Genomic DNA, 14415 nt, shown 5'->3' on the forward strand with positions numbered 1-14415 from the left:
GCACCTGCCCCGTGTGGAGTCGCCAGAACCGCAGGGACCGGTCGTCGTAGACGGCCTTCTCCCGGGCGGCGATGCCGGCCTCATCGAGCACGTCCCGCATCCGCCGGGCGCGCTTGAACAGCTGGTCAGCGTTCACCGTGCGCGCTTCGGCGAGGAGCCGGGTCAGGGCCGTCGCGAGTTTCTCCGGCGTGATCGCCCGGTCCAGGTCGCCCAGGCCTTTCCGGAGCGAGTCCGCCTTCTCGACGCTCAGCCAGCCCTCGCGCAGGGCCCGGCCGATCGGCGCGTGCCACGGCGGAACCGCGGCAGCAGGAACCGGCGGGTCGACCGGCGGCAGGTCTGGAGCGGCCTCGTTGAGGGGCGGAGTCCCGTCGAGTAACTTCTGCGCCTCGGCGGCTTCGCGGGCGGCCTTCTCGGCGGCGTCGGCCTCGGCCAGCAGCCGGCCCACCCCGAGGAGCTTGACAGCATCGCCCTTGCTTGACCCAGACACGCTCTGCAGCAGGTCTTCCGGGGTCCGGAACCCGTGCCGGGCCGCGAGCCCGTTCCCGCCGAGTTCAGCCCGGGAACGGCGGGCGAGGGTCGCCGCCATCCACGCGGCACACGTCTCCAGCGCCCGCCGGGAATCCGCGATCAACGCTTGCCCGGCAAGAACCTGCTCGTCGCTGAGCGCGTCGTAGTCAGCTGATGACCTTCCCAAGGCCGCGACAGCATCCGGCACCAGCACGGTGACGGGCGTACTGGGAGACGCACCGCCATGCGGCCGATCGGGCGAAGCGGGCGACTCCGAGTGGTTGGTCATGCCCCCACGTTACGACCCACCACCGACATTCTCTGAGCATGGCTCAGGTATGTGGAAATCTACTCTGATCAGGTACGTGTTGAGGCGAATTCACAACGTTCTCGTTCTTTCGAGAGCCTGTTCTCCCCTCCAGGGACGGTTGGAGACGCCCTGAGATCAGTCGTCGAACGTGTTCAACATGGCGTGTGCCGCGCGCTCGAGGTAGTCCCAGAGCACGGTTCGCTGCAGCTCGGGCAGCTCGCAGGAGTCGACCGCGGCACGCATGTGCAGCAGCCAGCGGTCCCTGGCGTCCGGGTTGACCTTGAAGGGCTGGTGCCGCTGGCGCAGCCGCGGGTGTCCGCGCTGTTCGCTGTAGGTGCCCGGGCCGCCCCAGTACTGCTCGAGGAACCCGGTGAGGCGCGCTGCCGCTGGGCCGAGGTCGTCCTCCGGATACATCGGCTTCAGCACGGGGTCGCCGGCGACACCCCGGTAGAACTCGGTGACGAGCCTCTCGAAGAACGGTCGCCCGCCGACCTGCTCGTAGAACGAGGCACCGATCGCGGCACCGTTCTCACCGTTGCGCAGCAGCACCCGGGCAGGCAGTGCGGGGTCGACCGGGGTCGGGGCGGGGGCGGATGCCGGTGGCTGGGCGGGGTCAGTCGTCATGGGATCCCTCGGGGGTGGGTTCGGTTTCGGGAGTCGGCGGGCCCGGGTGGGCGGCGTCCGGCGTCGGAACAGTCGGAGCCTTCGGAACAGTCGGAGCCTTCGGGGCTGCCTGAGCCTTCGGGGTGGCTGGAGCGGTCGCGGTGGTCGGGGTGGTCGGGGTGGCGGAAGTCTTGGGGGCTCGCGGAGCGCGGGGTGCGGTTGCCCGTGGGGCGGGGGCCTGGGCAGCCTCGCCGGGAGCGTCGTCGACCGGGGCTTCCTTCTTGGGAACGGACTTGGCCTTGCGGGGCCCGCGTGGGGTCCTGGCCTTCTTGAGCGGAACAACCTCGATGTGCGGCAGCGGATCGGGTTCCGCGGCCGCGGCGACGGCGGCGATATCGACGGGGTTCGTCGGCGGCGTGGCATCCGAGCCGTCGTCCGACCCCGTCATCACGACGCTGTTGAGCGGAGTGAGCGAAACCCCGAGGCTGTCGAGCGCGAGCTTCAGGTGCAGGCGCAGGTCGCGGGCGAAGTCCCACTTCGCCGAGACACGCACCTTCACGGCGAGCCGGGTGACAAGGGCCTCGGCGGAAATCGACTCGAGGCCCCAGATCTCCGGCTTCTCGAGGATGATCGACCGCCATTTGCGACTCGAGGCGAGCGCCGTCGCGACCCGCAGCATTTCGGACTGGATGGCTTCGACGTCCGAGCTGTACGGGATGGGCAGGTCGATGATGACGCGGGCCCAGCCCTGCGACATGTTGCCGACCCGGAGGATCTCGCCGTTGCGCACGAACCAGAGCGTGCCGTTCACGTCGCGGATCTGGGTGATGCGGATGCCGACCGTCTCCACGACGCCGGAGGCGAACCCGGTGTCGACGATGTCGCCAACGCCGAGCTGGTCCTCCATGACCATGAACAGGCCGTTCAGGATGTCCTTGACGATGTTCTGGGCACCGAAGCCGAGGCCGGCGCCGATCGCGGCCGTCAGCAGGGCGAACGAGCCCAGGATGCTCGGGGCCATCACCTGCAGGATGAGCAGGCCGGCGATGATCACGACGAGCACATTGACGATGTTGGTCAGTACGGAGCCGAGCGTACGGGTGCGCTGCACGACGCGAACGGCGGCGACCGGGGACACATTGAGCGCCCGGGTGTCCTCAACCTTCTGGGTGCGCTTGACGCCGGTGACAATCTGGATCACCACGCGGCGGATCACGAACTGCAGGATCCAGTGCACCGCGAACGCGACGATGAGGATTCCGAGCACCTGCAGCAGTTGTAGCCCGAGGGTCGTTGTGAAGTATTTGACGATTTCAGCCCAGATAATGTCCCAGTTCATAGCGCTTTCGAGTCTACCGAGAGCCGACCGGGCGAACCCTGAGCGCCCCGCCAACGTGAAAACGGCCCCGCCCCCTGAGGGGCGAGGCCGTTCGGGCCGGCGGATGCCGCCTGTGGCTACTCGGCGTCGCGCGCCTGGGCGGCGAGGGAACGTTCCACTCCCGCGAGGTTCTCGATCACGAGGCGACGCAGTGCGACGGGCTCGGGGTTGGCGTCGAGCCACGTGCGGGTCGCCTCGACGAGCGCCTGGTTGGCGAGCGGGGACGGGTAGAGGCCGATGATGAGCTTCTCCGCGATCGAGAAGCTGCGGGAGACCCAGATCGGCTGCAGCATCGCGAAGTAGGTGTCGACGAACGGCTCGAGCAGGCTCGTGTCGTTCGCGCGCAGGAACCCGGCCGCGGTGACGCGCACGATCGTATTCGGGGCGGTGTCCGTCTCGATCAGGGAATCCCAGGCGGCCTGCTTGGCCTCCGGGGTCGGAAGAGCGGCGCGAGCCTGCGCGGCCGACTGGGCGCCGGTCGCGGTGTTGTCCGCAGCGTGCGCCGCGTCGATCTCCGCGCCGTCGACCTTGCCGCCGGCGGCAAGGGCGATGAGCAGCTCCCAGGCGAGGTCGGTGTCGATCTCGAGCCCCTCGAGCGGGACCGTTCCGTTCCGGAGGGCCGCGACGCTCGCGAGCTGGCTGTCGGTGGCGGCGACGGAGGCGAAGAACTTCACGAACTGGAACTGCGCGTCGCTGCCGGGCTCGGCGTGCTGGGCGAGGGACCAGAGCGCGTCGCCGACCTCGGTCAGCGTCGAGGCCTGGAACTCGGGAGCCACATAATAGTTCGCGGCGAGCACGAGCTGGCCGAGCACGGTGCGCAGGGTGGTCGACTCTGTCTCGCTCGCGATGTTGCCGAGCACGAGGCTCACGAAGTCGCGGGCGCCGGTCTCGGCGTCGCGGGTGGCGTCCCAGATCGCACCCCAGACGATGGCGCGGGCGAGTGGGCTCTCGATCGCGGCGAGGTTCTCGAGGGCCACCTCCTGCGAGGCCGGGTCGAGCCGGACCTTCGCATAGGCGAGGTCGTCGTCGTTGAGGAGCACGAGGGCCGGGCGGGCGCGGCTGACGAGTTCGGCAACATCCGTCTTCTCTCCGTCGACGTCGATCTCGACCCGGTGGGTGCGCACGAGCTGCCCGTCGACGAGGTCGTAGAACCCGATCGCGAGGCGGTGCGGGCGGATCGTCGGGTAGTCGGCGGTCGCGCTCTGCAGCACGGAGAAGCCGGTGATGACCCCGGCGGCGTCCACGGCGATCTCGGGGCGGAGGGTGTTGACGCCCGCGGTCTCGAGCCACTTCGCGGCCCAGCCGGAGAGGTCGCGGCCGCTGGATGCCTCGAGCTCGACGAGGAGGTCGTTGAGCTCGGTGTTGCCCCACTGGTGCTTGGCGAAGTAGGAGGCGACGCCGGCGAAGAACTCGTCGCGGCCGACCCAGGCGACGAGCTGCTTGAGGACAGATCCGCCCTTGGCGTAGGTGATGCCGTCGAAGTTGACGAGCACGTCATCGAAGTCGGTGATGGTCGCGACGACGGGGTGGGTCGAGGGCAGCTGGTCCTGCTTGTATGCCCAGCTCTTCTCCATCACGGCGAAGGTGGTCCAGGCCTCTGTCCACTCGGTCGCTTCGGCAGTGGCGATGGTCGAGGCCCACTCAGCGAAGGACTCGTTGAGCCACAGGTCGTTCCACCACTTCATCGTGACGAGGTCGCCGAACCACATGTGCGCGAGTTCGTGCAGCACGGTGACGACGCGGCGTTCCTTGATGGCATCCGTGACCTTGGACCGGAAGACGTAGGTCTCGGTGAAGGTGACCGCTCCGGCGTTCTCCATCGCGCCCGCGTTGAACTCCGGCACGAAGAGCTGGTCGTACTTGTCGAAGGGATACGGGTAGTTGAACTTCTCCTCGAAGTAGGCGAAGCCCTGGCGGGTCTTCTCGAAGAGGTAGTCGGAGTCGAGGAACTGGGACAGGCTCTTGCGGCTGAACAGGCCGAGGGGGATGATCCGGCCGTCGCTCGAGGTGAGCTCGCTGCGGATGACCGCGTACGGGCCGGCGATGAGCGCCGTGATGTAGCTCGAGATCGTGTGGGTGGGCTCGAACGCCCAGGTCTTCGCGCCGTTGCCGGCATCCGTGGGCTCGGGCGTCGTCGAGTTGGAGACGACCTCCCATTCGCCGGGGGCCGTCACGGTGAACTGGAACGCGGCCTTGAGGTCGGGCTGCTCGAAGACCGCGAACACGCGGCGGGAGTCCGGAACCTCGAACTGGCTGTAGAGGTAGACCTCGTTGTCGACCGGGTCGACGAAACGGTGCAGGCCCTCACCGGTGTTCGTGTACTCGGCGTCGGCGACGACGGTGAGCGTGTTCTCTGCGGCGAGACCATCGAGCTGAATGCGGATGCCGTCGCTCACGCTTGCCGGGTCGAGGTCGACCCCGTTGAGGGTCACTGCGTGCACCGTGCGCGTGATCGCGTCGATGAACGTCGAGGCACCCGGGGTCGCGGTGAAGGTGACCGTCGTGGTGCTCGCGAAGGTTTCGGGACCCGTCGTGAGGTCAAGGCTGATCGCGTACTTCTGCACAGTGACGAGCGCTGCGCGCTCCTGGGCTTCGATCCGGGTGAGGTTCTCTCCTGGCAACGTTTTCTCCATCTCAGTCTCGACCGGCGCTTCTGGCGCCGGTCGCACGTCTCTTAAGCCTACCGATCCTTGACGGCAAGGTCGGTGCCTGCCGTTAGAGTGGCTGGCGTGAACCGGACCGACCGCCTCTATGCGATCGTGGAGGAACTGCGCGCGGTCGCGCCACGCCCGCGCAGTGCGGGATGGCTGGCCGGGCGCTTCGAGATCAGCTCGCGCACGATCGAGCGCGACATCAGTGCACTGCAACAGTCCGGGGTGCCGATCTGGGCCGAGCACGGGCGCACCGGCGGCTATTGTCTGGACCAGCGGCGGACACTGCCACCGGTGAACCTCACCCCGGACGAGGCCGTCGCCCTCTCCGTCGGTCTCCGACTGCTCGAGGAAACGCCGTTCCGGGCCGCCGCACGCTCCGCCCTGCCCAAACTCCTGGCCGCGATGCAGGCTGACGACGCGCGTGCCGCACGGGAGCTGGCCGGGCGCATCCACCTGCTCGGCGACGGGCATCCGCTCCCGGCGGTTCCGCACAGCGTGGCGAGCGCCCTGTCGACCGGCCGGGTGCTGCGCCTCGCCTACCGGGACACGGCAGGCGCCCTGACCCGGCGCGACGTCGAACCGCTCGGCTACGTCGGATCGCCGACGCACTGGTACCTGCTCGGCTGGTGCCGGCTGCGCGACGGCGTGCGCGCCTTCCGCGTCGACCGGATCGTGTCCGTGTCGGTGACGGCAGAGACGCCCGATCCCCGCCCGCTGGCCAGGGACGATCTGGACATCCCGTACGGCGTCGTCACCCGGCTCGACCTGGGGTAGGCGACGGGCACACGGCGGTGGCCGGTGTACACGCCGGCATCGCGGCCAGGGCCCTGGGCCTGAGTCTGAGCCCGGCCCTACCGGTCGTGGCCGGCGAACCTGGCGACGGCGTCCGCTGTCACGGGTGTGAAGAAGTTGAGCAGAGTACCGTCGGGGTCGCGCACCAGCAGGGACCGGTTGCCCCAGGGCATGGTCGTTGGCACGGTGACGACATCGGTGAGCCAGGGGGAGAGCCTGGCGTATTCGGCGTCGACGTCCGCGACGAGGAACTCGATGATCGCGGTGTGGTTGTCGGCCGGGCGCGCGGCTCCGGGCCCGAAGAGGCCGACGGTCCGCGTGCTGCCGATCGCCAGAGTCCCCGTCGGGGTGCGTATCTCGGCGAAGTCATCGGTCGACCAGCTGGCCGGTGTGCGGAGTGCGCGTTCGTAGAAGGCGACCAGGCGCTTCACGTCGTCGGTGATCAATCGAACGGATACGAGGTTCATCGGTACGGTCCTTGTCTGGCCGGGAGCATCCCGGCAGGAGCCAGTCTCGAGCCCGCGTACGACAACCCCCTGTCGGTGTTTAACGGCAGAATCCGATCGAATAGGGTCGAGGCATGGAATTCGCCGCAGCGCCCCGACTCTCCGGAACCCGCGTCACCCTCGAGCCACTCGCCCCTGAGCACGCGGCCGAACTCGCCGTCGCCGTGGCGGAGGGCGAGCTGTGGCGTGCCTGGTACACGGCGGTCCCGCGGCCGGAGGCCATGGCCGCGGAGATCGACCGGCGCCTCGAGCTCGCCGCGTCCGGGCAGATGATGCCGTGGGGCATCCGCCTGACCTCGACGGGGGCCATGGTCGGCATGACGACCTTTATGCACCCGAGCCCCGACCAGCAGCGGCTCGAGATCGGCTCGACGTGGCTGGGAAAGAGCGCCCAGGGCACCGGCGCCAACAGGGAGGCGAAGCTGCTGCTGCTCGGGTATGCCTTCGAGGAGCTCGACTGCATCGCGGTCGAGTTCCGCACGCACTGGCACAACCGGCAGTCCCGCGCCGCGATCGCAGCGCTCGGTGCGAAGCAGGACGGCGTGCTCCGCAGCCACTCCGTCGGGCCGGAGGGCGCCGTGCGCGACACCGTGGTGTTCTCGATCATCGCTGCCGAGTGGCCGGCCGTGCGCCTCGGCCTCCGCGAGGGGCTCGCCCGGTATGCAGCGCTCGCCGAAACCCCGGGCGCGTGAACGCCGACCGAACCGGATGCCGGCGGTCGCGCCGCGTCGTAGGCTGACGCCAATGACATCCACCGTCGCATCTGCAGCAGCCCTGCTCTCCGCCTACGACGACCAGCTCCGCCTGTGGGTGCCCGCTGTGCCGCCAGCTTCCCCCGTCTACGAGCTCGAGGGGCCCGTGCTGCGGGTCGTCGGCCGCACCCGCGGCTTCGTCGAGACGGCGCAGGACGTCGGCGTGCGTGGCGCGGACCTCGACGCCCTGATCCGCCGCCACCGCGACTTCTTCGCGGCCCGCGGCGAGCCCGTCGAATGGAAGACCCGTAGCCACGACCTGCCCGCCGACCTGCCCGAACGGCTCGAGGCCGCGGGCTTTGTGGCCGAGGACCGCGAGACCGTCGTGATCGGGCTGACCGGGCCGCTCGCATCCGCCCCGACAGTGCCGGAGGGGATCACCCTGCGCCGGGTCACGACTCGAGCGGACTTCGAGCGGATCGCCGCGCTGCAGACCGAGGTGTGGGGCGAGGACCATGCCTGGCTCGCCGACGACCTCGAGTCGAGCGTGCGGGAAGCGGGCGATGACGTCGTGATCATCGTCGCCGAGGCGGGGGACCGGCTCGTCTCGTCCGCCCGCCTGGAATTCCAGCCCGGCACCGATTTCGCCGGGCTCTGGGGCGGGTCGACCCTCGCCGAGTGGCGCGGCAGGGGCGTCTACCGGGCCCTCGTCGCCGCCCGTGCGCAGCTCGCCGCCCGCCGCGGCGTGCCCTACCTCCAGGTTGACGCCTCGGACGACAGCCTGCCGATCCTGCTGCGCCTCGGCTTCGAGGCCGTCACGACGACAACGCCATACGTCTGGACCCCGAAGCACGACTGAACCCGGTTCCCGGCGATCCAATCCGCACGGCCGCACACTCCGAACATAATCGTGGGCGGAGAGGCTGCGTCTCCGAGTGCATGGCGCGGCGACGACCGTCGGCGGGATGCGTTTATGCTTGCAATCTAGATGAGGGTGGGGCTGGTGAAATCGTTTGCTTGTGGAGATGTGGTGCCGGGCTGCGAGGCCCGTTGGGTGTGCTCGACGGATGACGAAATCCTGTTTCAGGTGTCGGCTCATGCCGCCGCCGTGCACGGATTGAGCGAGGTCTCGCCAGAGCTCGAACAGGCCGTGCTGGCCACCATCGTCCCGGTCGGCTGACGCTCGTGCCGGCCGACCGCGTTCGGGCCGATCGCGCCCCCGGCGACGCAGGCTGGGACTCCATGCTCGCCGCGGCCTGCCGGGGAGAGGGTGTGTCGAGCGTCTACCAGCCGATCGTCGACTCCGCCAGAGGCGTGATCGTCGGGTATGAGGCCCTGACCAGGTTCTCGGGATACTCCGAGCGGAACCCGGAGAGCTGGTTCGCCGCAGCCCGCGCGCACGGCCGGGCGGAAGAACTCGAGGTGCTCGCACTGCGCACGGCGCTCGTGGCGCGCCCGACCCTGCCGCGGAACTGCTTCCTGACCCTCAACGTGTCGCCGGACCTGCTGTCGTGCGAGAGTGTCCGCGAGGTGTGGCGGGACGAGGGTGACCTCGGGGGCCTGATCATCGAGTTGACCGAACAGGCGCCCATCGAGTCCTACCTGTCCCTCGAGCCCTATCTCCACGAGGTGCGGGCGGCGGGCGGTCTGATCGCCGTCGACGACGCCGGATCCGGGTATGCCGGCTTGCGGCATCTGCTTTCGCTCCGCCCCTCGATGATCAAGCTCGACAGGGCCCTGATCCAGGATCTCGATCGTGACGAGGCGAAACTCGCGCTCGTCGAAATGGTCGGAACCTTCGCGGGCCGGGTCGACGCGTGGCTGCTCGGGGAAGGCGTCGAGACCGTCGAGGAACTCGACGCGCTCGTCGCCCTCGGGGTGCCCCTCCTGCAGGGCTACGTGCTCGCGCGGCCGGCGCCGCCGTGGGCCGGGATCGACGTCGACGTGGCGCTCCGCCTCGCCGCGCGACGAGTGTCCAGCGCGGCCGCGGTGATCCGGGACGTACTCGAGGTCGTTCCGACCGTCGAAAGCGTCGCCGCCGCCGCCGCCGCCTTCGGCGCACAACCGAGGCTGCGCTCCGTTGTGCTCATTGATGAGCACCATCGCCCGGTGGCGGCGCTCGGCGGTGGATCCGCCCGGCTCGGGGTCGTGAGCCAGGGCCTCAGGGTGAACCTGGACACGCCCATCACCGAGGCACTCAAGCGCGCGATGACCCGCGACGAGACGAGCAGGTTCGACCCGCTCCTCGCGACCGACAACGCCGGCCGTTTCACGGGCATCGCCCGCCTGGAACGTCTGGTCACCGCGGTGGCCGGTTCCGACCGGTCGTGAGTGCGGTCGACAGCCCCGCTCCTCCGGCGGCAGTCGTGCAGCCGAGCCCCCGGGCTACCAGGCTGCGGGCTTGTAGTCCTTGAGGAAGACGCCGTAGAGGTCCTCGCCTGCCTCGCCGCGCACGATCGGGTCGTAGACCCGCGCCGCACCGTCGACGAGGTCGAGCGGGGCATGGAAGCCCTCCCCGGCGAGGCGCAGCTTGGTCGGGTGCGGCCGCTCGTCGGTGATCCAGCCGGTGTCGACGCTCGTCATCAGGATCCCGTCGCCGAGCATCTCCTTCGCGCTCGTGCGGGTGAGCATGTTGAGCGCGGCCTTGGCCATGTTCGTATGCGGGTGGCCTGGCCCCTTGTAACCGCGGCCGAAGACGCCCTCCATCGCCGACACGTTGACGATGTACGTGCGCCGGGCAGTGGATGCCGCGAGCGAGGCCCGCAGACGGCTCACGAGCAGGAACGGCGCCGTCGTGTTGCAGAGCTGCACCTCGAGCATCTCGAGCGGGTCGACGTCCTCGACGTTGGCGGTCCAGCTGTTGGCGGAGTGCAGGTCGGGAACGAGGCCGCCCGCGTCGATCGCGGTACCGGCCGCGTGCCGGGCGAGCGAGGACGAGCCGGGTGCGAGCGCGAGCGCGGTGAGGTCGTCCGCGGTGAGCGCTTCGGTTGCAGACACGGTCGCGGCGGCGAGGATCGGGTGGCTCGTCACCGAGGCGGCGAGGGCGCTCGGGTGGGCGTCGTTGGTGTGGCCGAAGCTGACGATCTCGGGCACGGAATCGGCCGGCAGCGGCGAAGACTCCGCCTCGACGAGCATCGAGTACGAACCGGGGGAGCGGCGCACGGTCTGCGCCGCGTTATTGATCAGGATGTCCAGGGTGCCTGCTGCCGCGACGGAGTCGGCGAGGCCGATCACCTGGGCGGGGTCGCGCAGGTCGATGCCGACGATCCGCAGCCGGTGCAGCCAGTCGCCGGAGTCGGGCATCGCGGTGAAGCGCCTGACCGCGTCCCGGGGGAACCGGGTCGTGATGGTGGTGTGGGCGCCGTCCCGAAGCAGCCGCAGCGCGATGTACATGCCGATCTTGGCCCGGCCGCCGGTGAGGAGTGCGCGCTTGCCGGTCAGGTCGGTGCGGGCGTCGCGCTTCCCGTGGCTCATCGCAGCGCAGGCCGGGCAGAGCTGGTGGTAGAACGCGTCGACGAGGGTGTACTTCTGCTTGCAGATGTAGCACGCCCGCGGAACGAGAAGCTCGCCTGCCGACGCCCGGTCGGTGCCGAGGCGCAGCTGGGCGCCGACGGTCTCGTCGTCGATCCGGGTCGGGGCGCCGGTCGCGGTCGCCGCGATGACCTCACGGTCGGCCTCCGCGATCAGGGCCCGCTTCTCGCCGCGGCGCACCTGCTTGACCGACTTGAACATCTTCGCGGTCGCCTGCCGGACGGTGACGAAGTCCGGGTCTTCCTGGTCGAGTGCGGCGAGGGAGGCGAGCACTCGCAGGGCGGTCTCGAGGTCGCCGGGGTCGATGCTCGGGACGGGCACGGACTCTGCGGAAGGCTCGATGGTCATCCGTCAATAGTACGGGCCGCTCCCGGACGCCGCCCGGGCGGACCGCCTGACGAAGAAGCGGCGTCCGTCCCAGGGGACGGACGCCGCGTGCCCCTGGGGCGGATGCCGGTGGTGCTAGACGCCGACCGGGTGGCGCTCTGGCTCGGTTTCGGGCTCCGGGAGAATGGCGTCGATCGAGCTCGTCGCCGGCTCATAGGTGTGGTCGAACGGCATCTCATTGGTGTCGAGGTTCGGGTTCTCGTCCTGGGTGGCGACGAGTTCCCGTGCCTCGAAGACGGAGTCGACGCTCGGCATCGAGCCGGGCAGGGGGCGCTGGGCGCTCTCCTTGAGGAAGAAGATGCTCACCGCTCCGACAGCCGAGGTGGCCATCAGGTAGTAGGCGGGCATCATGTCGTCGCCCGTTGCCTCGATGAGGGCCGCGATGATGAACGGGGTGGTTCCACCGAAGATGGCGACCGCGAAGTTGTACGCGATGCCCATCGCGCCGTACCGGCTCTCGGTCGGGAACAGCGCGGGCAGGGCCGAGGCGAGGTTCGACACGTAGAACGTCACCGGGAACGCGATCAGGGCAAGACCGAGCAGGGTCGACCAGATCTCGCCGACACCGATCAGCATGAACGCCGGGATCGAGAGCACGACCGTGCTGATCGCACCGACCCAGAGCACCGGTCGGCGGCCGATCTTGTCGGACAGGTGCCCGGTCAGCGGGATGCAGAGCGCCATGATGACGAGCACCGGGATGGTGAGCAGGGTGCCGTGCAGCTCGTCGTACCCGAGCGAACTCGTCAGGTAGGTCGGCATGTACGAGGTGAGCGCATAGCCGACGGTGTTGGCTGCTGCGACGAGGATCATGGCGAGCAGGATGCCCCGCCAGTGCGCCTTGAAGATGGTCAGCGGGCCGTTCGGGGCCGCGTCGGTGCCGTTCGGATCCAGTGACGCTGCTTCCTTGGCGTCGAGGGTGGCCTGGAAGGCGGGGGATTCCTCGATCTTCATCCGGAAGTAGATGGCGATCAGGCCGAGCGGTCCGGCGAGCAGGAACGGCAGGCGCCAGCCCCAGTCCTCCATGGCCGGCTGGCCCAGGGTGACCTGCAGGATCGACACGAGTGCGGCGCCGATCGCGAAGCCGAGGTAGCTGCCCATGTCGAGGAAGCTCGCGAAGAACCCGCGGTGCTTGTCCGGGGCGTGTTCGCTGACGAAGGTGGTGGCACCGGCGTACTCGCCACCGGTGGAGAAGCCCTGGACGAGCTTGGTCAACACCAGGAGAGCGGCGGCCCAGCTGCCGATCATCGCGTAGTTCGGCAGGATGCCGACCACGAACGTCGACGCGGCCATGATCATCAGCGTCATGGCGAGGACCTTCTGGCGGCCGATCTTGTCGCCGAGCCAGCCGAAGAAGACGCCGCCGATGGGGCGGGCGATGAAGGTGGCGGCGAAGGTGCCGAGGAGGAACAGGGTCTGGACCGACTTGTCGGCCTCGGGGAGGAACACCGGTCCCATGGTCGTGATGAGGTAGCCGAACACGCCGACGTCGTACCATTCCATGGTGTTTCCCACGATGGTTCCGCCGAGTGCCTTCTTGAGCATCGGCTGGTCGACGACGTTGACGTGGGAGACCCTCAGGCGACGCTGCAGGAGGGGCTTTTTGGTCTTGATTATGGCGCGCTTGGCACCGAGCATAGAGTCTGACAAACTACGGTCTCTGGGCATTTGAACTTCTCTCGTGGAGATCACTTGCTCGCGACGTGGAGCTGGCCCTTTTCGGGCATAACGAGCAATTTTAGTCCAAAAACGCCGTCAAACCGAATTTTTTGGTGGGATACCGACGCTGGGCAGGGGTTTCTTCACCTTCGCGGAGCGAGCGGATGCGGGTGTGCGTGCACCTAGGCTGGTGCGATGACGGACACCGTGAAGTTCTGGTTCGACCCCTCCTGCCCCTGGGCCTGGATGACCTCCCGCTGGGTGGATGAGGTGGCCTCACAGCGTGACCTCGACGTCACCTGGAAGGTGATGAGCCTCGCGGTGCTCAATGAGGACAACGACGTGAGCGAAGAGTACGCCGCGTTCTTCCCCCGGGCTCTCCGGTACACCCGCCTCGTGCAGGCGGCGCAGGAGCTGCACGGGCAGGCGACCGTGAAGGCCCTCTACGACGCACTCGGCACCCGGATCCACCCCGGCGGCAGCACGAACCCCGACGAGGTCATCCCGGCGGCGCTCGCCGAGGTCGGCCTTCCGGCGGACTTCGCCGCGTGGGCCGACAGCGACCACTACGACCCGGAGATGCGCGCAAGCCACTTCGACGGGATGAACCGGGTCGGCCAGGACGTCGGCACCCCGGTCATCGCGGTGAACGATGTCGCCTTCTTCGGCCCGGTCATCTCGCCGGCGCCCAGGGGCGAAGCCGCGACGAAACTGTGGGACGGCGTCGTGGCCGTGGCCGCGTACCCCGGTTTCTTCGAGATGAAGCGAACCCGCACGGTCGGTCCGATCTTCGACTGAGCGGATGCCGGCGGCGCCGGGAGCAGGACGGCGATCGCACGGGACGGCAAATAGTATGGGGTCATGCGCATTCACCTCGCCACTGACCATGCCGGCCACGATTTCAGCCGTTTCCTCGTCGGTCACCTGACCGAGGCCGGCCACGAGGTCGTCGACCACGGGCCCACGAGCTACGACCCGCTCGACGACTACCCGTCGTTCTGCATCAATGCCGCCCAGGGCGTCGTCGACGACCAGGCCGCGGGCATCGACGCGCTCGGCGTCGTCTTCGGGGGATCGGGCAACGGCGAGCAGATGGCCGCGAACAAGGTCGTCGGGGTCAGGGCCGCGCTGGTCTGGAACCTGGACATCGCCCGGCTCGCGCGTGAGCACAACAACGCGAACGTCATCTCGATCGGCGCCCGCCAGCACACGATCGAGGAGGCGACCTCCTTCATCGACGCGTTCATCGCCGAACCGTTCACGGGCGAGGAACGCCACGCGCGACGGATCCGCCAGCTTTTCGAATACGAGACCACCCGGTCCATCTCCGGCATCAGGGTCGACCCGGCACGCATCGACCCGTCCAGCGTCGACCCGGCCCGCAGCGCGCGCTGAC

At 69.0% G+C, this 14415-nt stretch carries 13 protein-coding genes and 1 pseudogene; 7 read left to right on the forward strand and 7 right to left on the reverse strand.

The features are described from left to right. The 4 genes and pseudogenes from E3O50_RS05455 to pepN form a co-directional block, all read right to left on the reverse strand. Window positions 1-796 (reverse strand): annotated as a pseudogene (locus tag E3O50_RS05455) (hypothetical protein); the annotation flags it as partial. 156 nt (window positions 797-952) lie between these two features. Continuing rightward, window positions 953-1333, reverse strand: a complete 381-nt coding sequence (locus E3O50_RS05460) for a globin (RefSeq protein ID WP_174774633.1) — start codon at window positions 1331-1333, stop codon at window positions 953-955. 97 nt (window positions 1334-1430) lie between these two features. Further along, a complete protein-coding gene (locus tag E3O50_RS05465) occupies window positions 1431-2759 on the reverse strand; it encodes a mechanosensitive ion channel domain-containing protein (protein WP_198413649.1) in 1329 nt (442 codons plus the stop codon). 116 nt (window positions 2760-2875) lie between these two features. Further along, complete coding sequence (pepN, locus tag E3O50_RS05470; RefSeq protein ID WP_134559772.1) at window positions 2876-5419, reverse strand: aminopeptidase N; 2544 nt, start codon at window positions 5417-5419, stop codon at window positions 2876-2878. Window positions 5420-5527: 108 nt separating this feature from the next. Between pepN and E3O50_RS05475 the strand changes: the two genes are divergently transcribed. Continuing rightward, window positions 5528-6226 (forward strand): YafY family protein, encoded by a 699-nt coding sequence (locus E3O50_RS05475; protein WP_174774628.1) that lies wholly within the window; start codon window positions 5528-5530, stop codon window positions 6224-6226. Window positions 6227-6303: 77 nt separating this feature from the next. Here E3O50_RS05475 and E3O50_RS05480 read toward each other — a convergent pair whose 3' ends face one another. Then, a complete protein-coding gene (locus tag E3O50_RS05480; RefSeq protein WP_134559773.1) occupies window positions 6304-6711 on the reverse strand; it encodes a VOC family protein in 408 nt (135 codons plus the stop codon). A gap of 113 nt (window positions 6712-6824) precedes the next feature. Here E3O50_RS05480 and E3O50_RS05485 point away from each other — a divergent pair, with 113 nt between their 5' ends. From E3O50_RS05485 to E3O50_RS05500, 4 genes are all read left to right on the forward strand, one after another. Then, entirely contained in the window at window positions 6825-7442 is a 618-nt protein-coding gene (locus E3O50_RS05485) for a GNAT family protein (RefSeq protein WP_134559774.1), read from the forward strand. Window positions 7443-7494: 52 nt separating this feature from the next. Beyond that, window positions 7495-8301, forward strand: coding sequence for a GNAT family N-acetyltransferase (locus E3O50_RS05490; protein WP_134447861.1), 807 nt, complete (start codon window positions 7495-7497; stop codon window positions 8299-8301). Window positions 8302-8445: 144 nt separating this feature from the next. Further along, window positions 8446-8622: a DUF1059 domain-containing protein gene (locus tag E3O50_RS05495; protein ID WP_134448101.1), complete on the forward strand. Its 177-nt coding sequence runs from the start codon at window positions 8446-8448 to the stop codon at window positions 8620-8622. Between the two features lie 5 nt (window positions 8623-8627). Next, window positions 8628-9773 (forward strand): EAL domain-containing protein, encoded by a 1146-nt coding sequence (locus tag E3O50_RS05500; protein WP_241975419.1) that lies wholly within the window; start codon window positions 8628-8630, stop codon window positions 9771-9773. Between the two features lie 54 nt (window positions 9774-9827). Here E3O50_RS05500 and E3O50_RS05505 read toward each other — a convergent pair whose 3' ends face one another. Further along, a complete protein-coding gene (locus E3O50_RS05505; RefSeq protein WP_134559775.1) occupies window positions 9828-11321 on the reverse strand; it encodes an SDR family NAD(P)-dependent oxidoreductase in 1494 nt (497 codons plus the stop codon). A 114-nt stretch (window positions 11322-11435) separates the two neighbouring features. Continuing rightward, complete coding sequence (locus E3O50_RS05510; RefSeq protein WP_134559776.1) at window positions 11436-13028, reverse strand: MFS transporter; 1593 nt, start codon at window positions 13026-13028, stop codon at window positions 11436-11438. A 186-nt stretch (window positions 13029-13214) separates the two neighbouring features. On the opposite strand from E3O50_RS05510, the gene E3O50_RS05515 reads away from it, so the two are divergent. Together E3O50_RS05515 and E3O50_RS05520 are read left to right on the forward strand one after the other, a co-directional pair. After that, complete coding sequence (locus tag E3O50_RS05515) at window positions 13215-13817, forward strand: DsbA family protein (RefSeq protein WP_134447866.1); 603 nt, start codon at window positions 13215-13217, stop codon at window positions 13815-13817. Between the two features lie 63 nt (window positions 13818-13880). After that, the gene (locus E3O50_RS05520; RefSeq protein WP_134447868.1) at window positions 13881-14414 is read left to right on the forward strand and encodes a ribose-5-phosphate isomerase; all 534 of its coding nucleotides are present in this window, start codon (window positions 13881-13883) and stop codon (window positions 14412-14414) included. Window position 14415 lies beyond the last annotated feature (1 nt).

It is taken from the genome of Cryobacterium sp. MDB1-18-1, assembly GCF_004402735.1.
GTDB classification, from domain to species: domain Bacteria; phylum Actinomycetota; class Actinomycetes; order Actinomycetales; family Microbacteriaceae; genus Cryobacterium; species Cryobacterium glucosi.